Origin of the sequence: Mycobacterium lepromatosis (assembly GCF_000975265.2) — a bacterium.
Classification (GTDB): domain Bacteria; phylum Actinomycetota; class Actinomycetes; order Mycobacteriales; family Mycobacteriaceae; genus Mycobacterium; species Mycobacterium lepromatosis.
The window spans coordinates 180,040-192,080 of sequence record NZ_CP083405.1 but is presented as its reverse complement, the minus strand read 5'-3'; the positions used below and the strand labels follow the sequence as shown (position 1 = coordinate 192,080).

The 12,041-nt window shown below is 59.9% G+C and carries 4 protein-coding genes; 2 read left to right on the top strand and 2 right to left on the bottom strand.

Translation table 11 applies throughout. The features are described from left to right. Window positions 1–440 precede the first annotated feature (440 nt). A complete protein-coding gene (gene fadD28 / locus MLPF_RS00705; protein ID WP_045842278.1) occupies window positions 441–2,180 on the top strand; it encodes a fatty-acid--AMP ligase FAAL28/FadD28 in 1,740 nt (579 codons plus the stop codon). A 52-nt stretch (window positions 2,181–2,232) separates the two neighbouring features. Further along, window positions 2,233–4,947, top strand: a complete 2,715-nt coding sequence (locus MLPF_RS00700) for an MMPL family transporter (protein ID WP_175266291.1) — start codon at window positions 2,233–2,235, stop codon at window positions 4,945–4,947. 2 nt (window positions 4,948–4,949) lie between these two features. Here MLPF_RS00700 and MLPF_RS00695 read toward each other — a convergent pair whose 3' ends face one another. Both MLPF_RS00695 and MLPF_RS00690 read right to left on the bottom strand, forming a co-directional pair. After that, window positions 4,950–5,654: an LppX_LprAFG lipoprotein gene (locus MLPF_RS00695; protein WP_045842277.1), complete on the bottom strand. Its 705-nt coding sequence runs from the start codon at window positions 5,652–5,654 to the stop codon at window positions 4,950–4,952. Window positions 5,655–5,718: 64 nt separating this feature from the next. Beyond that, window positions 5,719–12,024: a type I polyketide synthase gene (locus MLPF_RS00690; protein ID WP_045842276.1), complete on the bottom strand. Its 6,306-nt coding sequence runs from the start codon at window positions 12,022–12,024 to the stop codon at window positions 5,719–5,721. Between the last annotated feature and the right edge of the window lie 17 nt (window positions 12,025–12,041).

Sequence of the window (12,041 nt, the reverse complement as noted above, 5' to 3'; positions counted from 1 at the left end):
CCGAAATTTTCACACGGGCAACGCCAGCGCTGCCGCAGCGCAGAGCTTCACACACCAAGCTGACCCGGATCTCGCCACCGTTAGCAGGTACACAGGTATAGAACTGCAGCTTAAACTTCTCATGGGGAGACTATAGGAACAGTAGCACAATTTCCCTGCATCTGGCCGAGGTCCCTAAACCGAGCCAGGCTAACTACGTCATTGACCGGCCGCGCAGGCCAAGGCCAGCATGACCTCCGCCACCCTATATATTAAAGTAATCCTTCCATATAACCGTTGTCCGGCCGATGGGGCGGCGCCGTGAATTTGCCGGCCGCGGTGGTAATCACCACTGATCTGACTAAAATGTGATTTAGCCAACACTTCGAAATCGGTACTGGAAGTTATTGTTATTCGCCAAGTTGCGACAATGCCAGAGCTAGTCCAGTAACGTTATCACCATGAGTTTGCGTTCCATCCCCGCCGTGCTGCGCACGTGTGCGCGTCTACAACCGAACGACCCGGTCTTCACGTTTATGGATTACGAACAGGACTGGGAGGGTGTCAGGATAACCTTGACCTGGTCACAGCTGTACCGGCGAACGCTGAACATGGCACAAGAGTTAAATCGTTGCGGTTCAACGGGTGATCGGGTAGCGATCTCTGCTCCACAAGGACTCGACTACGTCGTCGCTTTTCTCGGCGCATTGCAAGCCGGGCGCATCGCCGTTCCCCTGTCGGTGCCACAGGGCGGCGTAACGGATGAACGTTTCGAGTCGGTGCTCAACGATTCATCACCTGTGGCTATCCTAACAACATCGCCCGTCGTGGACGATGTTGTGCAGCACGTTACGCGGCGGTCTAGTAAATCTATGCCATTAGTAATGGAAGTTGATTTGCTAGATCTTGATTCGCCGAACGGGTCCGGCGTCGGTAACGGCGATCACCTATCCACCGCCTATTTGCAATACACCTCAGGGTCGACGCGGACACCCGCGGGGGTGATAATATCGCATCACAACCTTCGAACCAATTTCGAACAGCTGATGTCCACCTACTTTGCGGACACTGACGGGGTCTCCCCGGCAGGTGGGATGAGTGTATCGTGGCTGCCGTTTTACCACGACATGGGGTTGATAATGGGAGTTTGCGCACCGATTTTAGGGGGATGTCCGGCATTACTCACCAGTCCAGTGTCGTTCCTACAGCGCCCAGCCCGGTGGATGCACATGCTGGCCAGTGAGTTTCCAGTCTTTTCGGCGGCGCCGAACTTCGCCTTTGAACTGGCGACAAGAAAAATATCTGACAACGATATGACCGGGATTGACCTAGGTAATATACACTTTATCCTCAATGGCAGCGAACGAGTACAGCCCGCGACCATTAAACGCTTCAACAACCGTTTTGCTCGTTTCAACCTGAAGGAAAAAGCGCTTCGGCCTTCATATGGGCTCGCAGAAGCAACAGTGTACGTGACAAGCAGCAAATCAGGTCAACCAGCGGAACTCGTTAACTTCGATGCTGAGAGTTTGTCCACCGGCCAGGCCAAGCCGTGTACAAGCGGCAGCGGTACACCTTTGATCAGCTACGTTTTGCCGCCGTCACCGATCATGCGAATTGTCGACGCGGATACCTGCATAGAATGCCAGAATGGAACCGTCGGCGAGATCTGGGTACACGGTGACAACGTCGCTAATGGCTATTGGCAAAAACCTGACGAGAGTGAGCGCACGTTCGGCGGAAAGATTGTCTCCCCTTCGAAGGGCACACCCGAAGGTCCTTGGTTGAGAACGGGAGATTCGGGTTTCGTAATCGACGGCAAAATGTTCATCATTGGCCGTATAAAGGATCTCCTAATCGTATACGGTCGCAACCATTCGCCGGAAGACATTGAGGCGACGATCCAGGAAATCAGCCGAGGCCGCTGCGCGGCCATATCGATTCCTGACCGCAACACCGAGAAGCTGGTCGCCATAATTGAGCTCAAGAAGCTGGGTGACACAGACCAGTATGCGATGGACCGACTAAGCGCTATCAAACGTGAAGTCATCTCGGCTTTATCGAGTTCACACGGACTAAGCGTCGCAGATATAGTCCTGGTGGCACCTGGCTCGATCCCGATTACCACAAGCGGCAAAGTCAGACGATCGACATGTGTCGAACGGTACAGGCAGGATCAGTTCGACCGCATAGATGCTTAGCCAGACACTCTAACTGTGTAGAATTTGGCACATCCATCTGAAATTCACGAGCGTGTCAGCCGACGACAGCCATAGGTCACCCCGGCTCGCCAACCTCCTTGTCATCACCGCCTGGGTCACAGCGGTGGTGATCGCGAACTTAATTTTCACGCTGACACAGGCGAAACCGCGCGATAATAACTCGGCGCTCTTGCCGCAAGACACCATGACAATCACCACAACCAACCAGATTGCGCAGGCTTTCCCAGGCGCCGGCACGAACGCCATCGCCTACTTGGTGGTGGAAGGCAGCAGGACACTCGAACCTGAAGATCAGCCTTACTACGACGCCGCCGTCAGCGCCCTGCGCGCCGATACTCGCGACGTGGGATCTGTCCTCGACTGGTGGTCGGATCCCCTCACCGCTCCGCTGGGGACCAGTCCCGACAGCCGCTCTGCAATAGCCTTGATCTGGCTGCAGGGCGAGGCGGGGACAGCCCAAGCTCGGGAATCCCTCGGCGCTATCCGATCAGTGGTCCGCCAGTTACCGCCGAGTGAGAAGCTACACGCCCGCATCGTGGTCCCGGCGACCACTAACGACATGCCTATGGCGATGACTGCCTGGCAGGGCATGGCGATCGTGACCGCAGCGGCGGTGATCGCCATCTTATTCCTGCTGCGAGCACGGCAGTCCATACGGATCGTGGGGATCATGTTGCTGACAGCCGACTTCTCACTCGCGGCGGCCTGGCCGCTCGCCGCAGTGGTGCTGGGACAAGCTGGGGGAACCGTCTCGGGATTCTCTTGGACCTTGGCTGCAGTACTGACTATCGGTACCATCACCGCTTCCACCCTGCTAGCGTCCAGGTCCGACGCAGGTGATTCGGCCGTGCCCACTTACCGCAACCGCTTACCTGCATTGGCGCTGCTCGGGGGGTGTGTCGCATTGCTCACCGGCACGTTACTGCTTGCCCGAACACCAGCACTACGCAGCATCAGCACCGTCGCCCTGAGTGTCAGTGTGGCACTTGCAGCTTCGTTGATGCTGCTGCCTACACTGATCAAGCTCGCGAGACCAAACGGGCAGGTATCACCGCAGGTGAACGACACTACCTGGATACGTCGGTTGTTAGTACCCAAATTCTCTAGTCCGGCACGCGTCACAGCAGTGGTATTGGCCACCTGCGCACTACCAGTCATCGGAATGCGGTTGAGTCTGGCCGAGGACCATACCGGGCAAAGTGGTGCACAAGTCCTCCCGGGCAATCTGCTACCCGACATTCTGCTCATCAAATCCGCCCGGGACCTCAGGGATCCCGCGGCGCTCATCGCCATCGACCAAGTCAGTCATCGTCTGATGGAGATTCCCGGCGTACGCAAGGTGGAGTCGGCGGCATGGCCGGCTGGTGTGCCGTGGACCGACGCCTCGCTCAGCTCCGCCGCGGGAAGACTCGCTGATCAGCTGGGTCAGCAGGCCGGATCGTTCGTACCGGCGGTGACGGCGATAAAACAAATGAAGACCATGATCGATCAAATGAGCGATGCGGTGGACCAACTGGAAAGCACCGTCAATGTGGCTCTAGCCGGTGCCCATCAAGTACAACAGTACCTCAACCCGGTGCTCTCCGCCGCACGGAACATTAAAAGCAAAACAGCTGAATTTTCGGGATACCTGGAGACAGTCCGCGGCTGGGTCGTCAGCGTCACAAACTGTCCCAACGACGTACTGTGTTCGGCCATGCACAAGGTCATTGAGCCCTACGACAAAGTGGCCACTAGCATCGACCAACTGTCCAATGGTGTCGACCGTATCTCGGCGATATCGGACCGAACAATGAGCTCCTTGAACGAGGTACCGCACATGGTGGCGCAGATGCGGGCGGCGCTGAAGCAAGTACGCTCCTTCATACCCAGGCTGGAATCCACCATTCAGGAACTCATGCCGCAAATAGCGCAAGCATCGGCGATGCTGAAAAATCTCAGTGAAGACTTCGTCGATACCGGTGAGGGCGGCTTCCACCTATCCATGAAAGAACTGAGGAGTTCAGCTTACCAGCACGTACGGGAATCGATGTTTTCGTCAGATGGAACGGCGACCCGCCTGTTCGTCTATACAAACGCGCACAACCCGGGTCTTGATACCGCAGCACGCGCGCATCAGCTTGAAATCGCCGCCGGCAAGGCGATGAAATACGGAAGCCTCGTTGACAGCCGGATCACGCTGGGCGGGGCCGTGCAAGTAGCCGTGGCCACCCGTGCTGCCCTCACCCACGACGTCGTGCTGTTGACAGCCATGCTATTGGCATTAGTGGTCCTGGTCAGCATGTGGAGCAGCGCCGGCAGTGGGGTTGCGGTTGGCCTAGGAGTGCTAGCCGCCTACCTCAGCGGGTTGGGAATCTCAGTTGCGCTCTGGCAGCATGTCCTGGATCGCGAGCTGCAGGCCTCGGTCCCGCTGGTGTCCTTCGCCGTCCTCGTTTCGTGTGGGGTACCGTATCTGGTTGCCGGCCTCAAGGCCGTTCGCGTCTCGGCTGAGACAGAAACAAAGACTGCGGCGACCGTGTCCGTGCGGCGCGCAGTTGTGCCGCTGACTGTGCTCGGCGCCATATTCGGCACCGGACTGGTGGTGGCGGCGGGAGCTTCCCTCAGTGCGCTCAGCCAAGTTGGTACGGTTCTGGTTATCGGGCTGGGCGCACTGACTGCGGTGGAACAGGTGTCGAATTCCCGCTACCATGGCCGCCAAAGCGGCCATGGTAGCGTGGTCGAAACTGCCGGGCCGATTAAGTGGTGACCCTAACCAGTTAGGGTCACCGGCTCATTCCATTTGGACTGCGTGAGCTGAACAGACCCGGAACTGAGGTCGATGCTTGCCCGGACCAGGTGATGCGAGCCGTCCTGGGCAATCCACACGGTTGCCAGCTTCGAGCCCCTAGCCTTAGGATCAAGCACCTTGACCGAGCTCGTAGGGACGGTTCCAGTGATTTTGGTGGTCGGGATTCTGTCAATCACCTCGGCTCCTTGCGCTTGTAGGTTGGTAACACCCGACAGCAACTGCGTAATACCCGTGTGGGGGTCGAGCACATGTGAAGTTGACAAGTCGGAGATGGAGCCGAGATTGCTCCAGTCGTCGAACAGTTTCACCGAGATGTTGTCGCCCAACACCCGAAACGGGACTCCGGGCTGGTCATTGTAGGTGCAAATGCCCTCTACCGCGAGTGGATTGGCCCGGACATCGACGTCAGCATTGCTGATACCGAGCAAGGCATCAACTTTCCCGGTTGTTTGAACCACTACGTGCACGCTGGACAAAGCCTTTGTCGTCTCCAGCGACTGCTTAATCTCGGCGGCGAGCGCGGGGTCAGAGGACGCCGAGCTAGACGAACTACTCTGTTCCTGGGTATCAGGTTTCGTTGAAGAGCATCCAGATAGCCCCAACGCCAAACAGGCGCTCAACGTGACCAAAACAACGGATGACACCACCCACTTCCGATCATTCATTTGCTAACCACCTCGATCTGTCTAGTGGGCTCGCAACCCGGATAATAAGGGATACTTGAATGTGTTAAGTGTGGACGGACACTTTCTCTGCCTTCAGTTCGACAGCCTGTGGCGTTCCATCACCGGATTCCACTGGTCGGCTTTTTAGCATTTGCTGAGCGACGTATTCGGCGACCGCGGTGGGAGTGGGGTGATCGAAGATCACGGTCGGCGGCAACGTTAGCCCGGTCGCTGACTTTAGCCTGTTGCGCAATTCGACGGCTGTCAGCGAGTCGAAACCGAGCTCCTGAAACTCGGTGTTGGGATCGATGTCCTCGGGAGAGGGCCGGCCCAGCACCGCCGCTGCTTGCAAGCATACGACCCCTACCAGCAACTCAAGTTGCCTGTTCGCGGCCAGCCCCTGTAGGCGCTGGGCCAGAGCCAACTTCGACTGGGTGGCATCCCCGGAGTCCTCGATTTGGCGCCGCCGCGGACGTCGCACCAAATTGCTGAATAATGGCGGCAACGCGCCAGCCTGGGCTCGGGCATCAAGTATGGCCCGGTCCAGAAGGGCAGTCACTATGAAGGGGTGATCGAGCACCAACGCAGCGTCAAACAATTCCAGCGCCTGGGCGGGGTTCATCGGAGCCAGCCCGCTGCGACTTATCCGGGCCAGGTCACGGCTGCTCAAGTGAGCGTTCATGCCGCCGGGCTGCTCCCATAACCCCCACGCCAGCGATGTCCCGGCCAACCCTGCGGCCTGCCGGTAAGCGGCCAGTCCATCGAGGAAGGCGTTTGCCGCGGAGTAGTTGCCCTGCCCCGGCGATCCCACCGTGGCCGCGATCGAGGAGCACAGCGCAAACATCAACAAGTCCAGATCGCGGGTGACTTCGTGCAGGTTCCACGCCGCGTCCACCTTGGCTCGCAACACCGTATCGACCCGATCCGGTGTCAATGAAGTGATTGCCCCGTCATCGAGCACCCCGGCAGCGTGAATCACGCCTCGCACCGGCGGAAACTCCCGCGACAGCTGGGCGAACAATCGGCGCACAGCATCACTATCGGCAACGTCACAGGCCACCACCTGTACCTTAGCGCCGGCATCAACCAAGTCAGCAGCCAACTCAACCGCTCCCTCAGCACGATCACCCCGCCTACTAGCCAACACCAGATGGCGCACTCCGTAGGCGCTGACCATGTGGCGGGCCAATACCCCACCGATCGCCCCGGAGGCGCCAGTAATTAGAACGGTGCCGTCGGCCAGCCCATCAGCCAGCGCCGAAGGCATGGTCAAGACAACCTTGCCGATGTGGCGGGCCTGACTCATGAACCGGAAGGCCGCCGGCGCGCAGCGCACATCCCAGGTAGTGACCGGCAATTGATGCAGTACCTGGGTGTTGAAGAGCTGACGCACCTCGCATAGCATCTCCTGCATGCGCACCGGGCCGGCCTCCGACAGATCGAACGCCCGATACTGCACACCAGGATAGTTGGCAGCGATCTCCTGCACATCGCGAATATCTGTTTTGCCCATTTCAAGGAAACGCCCACCCCTGACTAGCAAGCGCAACGAAGCATCCACGAAATCACCGGCAAGCGAATCGAGCACTACATCAACCCCCCGGCCCTCAGTGACTGCCAGGAACTTTTCCTCAAACTCCAATGTCCGAGAATCACCGATGTGGTCGTCGTCAAGCCCCATGCCGCGTAGCGTGTCCCACTTACCGCGGCTAGCGGTGACGAAAATTTCCACACCCCAGTGGCGAGCAAACTGCACTGCTGCCATGCCCACACCGCCGGTCCCGGCATGTATAAGGACCGATTCCCCAGCGCGGATCTCGGCCAAATCCGCCAACCCAAACAAGGCCGTCAAAAACACCACCGGCACGGCGGCGGCCTCAGCAAACGACCAGCCCTGCGGCATCTGGGTAATCAGTTGTTGGTGAACAACTGCCAGCGGACCCGCCCCACCGAGGAAACCCATCACTGCGTCACCGACGGCCACACCGGTCACCTCGGGACCGACTTCGATCACCACCCCGGCGCCTTCTGCACCCAGTGGCGGGGCTTGTCCGGGATACATTCCCAGGGCGGCCACCACGTCGCGGAAGTTGACACCGACCGCAGCCACCGCCACCCGCACATGCCCCGCCTGCAGCGATGCTTGCACTTCCGGGCAGGGCTGGATAACCAAATCCTCCAACGTCCCACCGCCATCAGCGACCAAACGCCACGACGACTTCCCGGCCGGCAGCGCCAACAACTGCGGGGTCGGAGACAACCGAGCCGCATGTACGGTACTGCAACGCACCAACAGTTGGGATTCGCCAAGGTCTGCCAACACCGCCACGTCCACCGCCGTGTCGGTGTCGATCAACACGACCTTGCCGGGATGTTCGCCCTGCGCCGACCGCACCATGCCCCATACCGCAGCGGCGGCCAGGTCACTGATATTCTCACCGACCAACCCGACAGCACCACGGGTCAACACCACCAACGTGCCTGCTCGATCTTGGTAAAACCAAGACTGCAACACTTCAAGGGCGGCATGGGTGGCCGAATATACCGCGGATACCGAGTCCACAGGTGCTTGGTCACCAACAGACCCGAATTCCCACACCACGATGCCCGCGTCATTGCCGCTGCCAGCACGATAGTCCGCCCAAGACACTACGGAAGGCAGGCCACCGCCGTGACCGTTGCTGCTAACCGGTATTGGCGACCACACTAGGTCCAGCGGCCCATGTTTGTGTGCACCGCCAGCCGCGGCCACGGCGGTGTGCAGCTGTTCAGCGGTCATAGCACGAGTGACCAGCGAACGCACAGTCAAAACCGGCAACCCCGCGGAGTCTGCGATATCCACTGCGATCGCATCCGCCCCTGCCGAAGTGAAGCGAGCCCGCAACCGCCCAGCACCACCAGCATGCAGCGACACTCCGCGCCAGCAAAATGGCAGTCGCGTCTCGATGGCCGCTTGAGTGTTCTCGATAACCAACCCCAAAGCATGCAACACCGCGTCCAGTAATGCCGGGTGGATTCCCATCCCGTCGACAGCCACACCAGTGGGAGCGACCACCTCGGCGAACAACTCCGAACCGTGCCGCCATATCGCCACCAAGCCCTGAAAAGCCGGGCCGTAGGCGTAACCGCGCTCGGCTAACTGCGGATAGGCATCCGAGATATCCACACTCTCGGCACCTTCCGGTGGCCACACCGACAAATCCGCGGTGGTTTCCGCGGCATCCGCCTCCAACAAGCCCTCGGCGTTTAGCAACCAACCTCCATAGGATTGATCACCCCGGGAATACACCGACACTGCCCGGCGATTCGACTCATCAGTGGCCGCCACGACCACCTGCACCTGCACCCCCGAGCCTGGGTGCAGCACCAGCGGTGCCGCCAGCACCAACTCCTCGACGACTGCGCAACCGACCTCATCACCGGCACGAATCACCAACTCGACAAAACCCGCACCGGGAAACAGCACGACCCCGCCAATCACGTGATCAGCCAACCACGGCTGATCCGCCAGCGATAACCTGCCGGTCAACACCACCCCGCCAGAATCGGGTCGCTCGACCACCGCACCCAACAGCGCATGTTCGGTTGCGCCCAGGCCCAAACCGGCCACAGCGGCGGTCCCATCCGCTCCCGGAGTTTCCCAAAATCGTCGGCGCTGGAACGCATAGGTGGGCAACGTCACCCGCCGCCTATTTGAACCGGCAAACACCGCAGCCCATTCCACTGGCACACCAGTGGCGAATAACTGACCGGTAGCACCAAGCACCGAGGCCAGCTCAGGCCGGTCTTTACCCAGTATCGACACCACCACCGCCTCAGCCGGAGCCAAGGACTGCTCAATAGCGCCTATCAAACCACTGCCGGGGCCAGCCTCGATGAAGTGGGTCACGCCCAGGGTCTGCAAATGACGGACACTGTCGACAAAACGCACCGCCCGGCTAACGTGCTCACCCCAGTACTGCGGAGAACCGAAATCAGGGCCAGCCAACTCGCCCGTCACATTTGACACTAGTCCAATCTGCGGCTTGCGCACCTCAATCTGAGCCGCGACGCGCACAAACTCCTCGAGCATCGGCTCCATTAACGGCGAATGAAAAGCATGCGAAACCGCCAGCTGATGAACCCGCCGATCCTGCGCAGCGAACTTATCCGCAATAGCGCTCACCGCGGCCTGCACACCGGAGATTACCACCGATTCGGGCGCGTTGATCGCAGCGATCCCAACACCCTCACTTAGCAACGATACCACCTCGTCTTCCGAGGCAGCCACCGCCCACATCGTGCCGCCTGCCGGCAACGCCTGCATCAACCGGCCTCGCGCCGCCACCAGCATTGCCGCGTCGGCAGGAGCCAACACTCCGGCCACGTAAGCCGCCGACAACTCCCCAATGGAGTGCCCCATCACAAAATCCGGTCGCAGGCCCCAGTGCTGCAACACCGCGAACAACGCCACCTCCACCGCGAACAACGCCGGCTGAGCAAACTCGGTGCTGTCAAGCAAACCCGCGTCGGCTCCCCACACAACGTCACGCAACGGCAATCGCATATGCCGATCCAACTCATCGGCTACCGCATCGAACGCCTCCGCAAACACTGGCAACTGGCTGTACAACTCCCGGCCCATCCCGAGGCGCTGCGCCCCCTGGCCAGGAAACACGACCACTGTCTTGCCCAGCGGGGCTGCTTGACCGATCGTCACACCAGCGCCCGACTCGCCCACTGCGAGCCCAGCTAGCCCCGCGATTAGTTGCTCACGGCTTTCGCCGACGACCACCGCTCTATGCTCAAATACCGAACGCGCCGCTAAAGCGCACCCCACATCGACCGGATCCAACTCCGGGTCAGCCTGCACATAGAACGCCAATCGGCGCGCTTGCGCCAGCAACGCCTCTTTCGATCTACCCGAAACCACCCAGGGCACTACCGACAATCGCGGCTGGTCCGGAGTGCTGTCGCCCGCCTCAACCGGAGCTGGAGCCTCTTCCAAGATCACATGCGCGTTGGTGCCGCTGATCCCAAACGACGACACCCCCGCCCGGCGCGGACGCCCTTCAACCGACCAATCCCGGGCCTCGGTCAACACCGACACCGCGCCGGTGGTCCAATCCACCCGCGGAGAAGGCTCATCCACATGCAGCGTCGCCGGCATCACGTGGTGACGCATCGCTTGCACCATCTTGATCACCCCGGCCACCCCCGCGGCAGCCTGAGTGTGGCCCATATTCGACTTGATCGAACCTACCCATAACGGCTGGTCTGCCGGACGTCCCTGCCCATAAGTGGCCAGCAATGCCTGCGCTTCGATAGGATCACCTAACGTGGTAGCAGTTCCGTGTGCCTCGACCACATCCACGTCGGCCGAAGACAGCCCTGCATTAGTTAACGCTGCCTGAATCACGCGTTGCTGGGCAAGCCCGTTGGGTGCAGTCAACCCATTGGACGCACCATCCTGATTGACCGCACTACCACGCACCACCGCCAGCACCGTATGGCCCAATCGTTGTGCGTCCGAGAGCCGCTCGAGCACGACCACACCGGCACCTTCGCCCCAGCCAGTACCGTCAGCCGCGCCCGCAAACGCTTTACAACGCCCATCAGCAGCCAACCCCCGCTGACGACTGAAGCCCACAAAAATCGACGGTAACCCCATCACCGTCACCCCACCGGCCAATGCCAAATCGCACTCACCTGAGCGCAACGACGACATCGCCCAATGGATCGCTACCAACGACGACGAACACGCCGTGTCCACCGATACCGCCGGGCCCTCCAGCCCCAACACATATGACACGCGCCCCGAGGCCACACTCACCGCGGTGCCGGTCAATCCGTAGCCCTGTAGTCCCCCAGTGTCCCTGCTGCCATAACTCGGAGCGAAAATCCCAGTAAACACTCCAGTGGCGGACCCGCGCAACGACAATGGGTCAATCCCCGCGTACTCTAATGCCTCCCATGAAACCTCCAGTATCAATCGCTGCTGAGGATCCATCGCCAGCACCTCGCTAGGGGCGATGCCAAAGAACCCGGCGTCAAAGCCGGCCGCGTCGTCTAAAAACGCACCCCATCGCGTGTAGGTCTTGCCTTCCGCATCGGGATCGGGATCAAACAGCGCATCGACGTTCCAACCTCGATCCGTTGGAAACTCCGACACGACATCGCGACACTCCGAAACGACATCCCACAGCCTGTCTGGACTATCCACGCCTCCTGGGAACCGACACCCGATCCCGATCACCGCCACCGGCTCTGTAGCGCGTTGTTCGTATTCCCGTAACCGAGCACGTGTCTCGTCAAGTTCGACAACAACCTTTTTGAGATAACGTATAAGTTTTTCGCTCTGCTGGTCGGCCCCTTCAACACTCGCAGTCATGGCCAGTTACCACTCCT

What these genes read in the sequence shown, in the direction of transcription:
- fadD28 (WP_045842278.1), top strand. Translation starts at nt 441, where the DNA reads ATGAGTTTGCGTTCCATCCCCGCCGTGCTGCGCACGTGTGCGCGTCTA.
- MLPF_RS00695 (WP_045842277.1), bottom strand. Translation starts at nt 5,654, where the DNA reads ATGAATGATCGGAAGTGGGTGGTGTCATCCGTTGTTTTGGTCACGTTG.
- MLPF_RS00690 (WP_045842276.1), bottom strand. Translation starts at nt 12,024, where the DNA reads ATGACTGCGAGTGTTGAAGGGGCCGACCAGCAGAGCGAAAAACTTATA.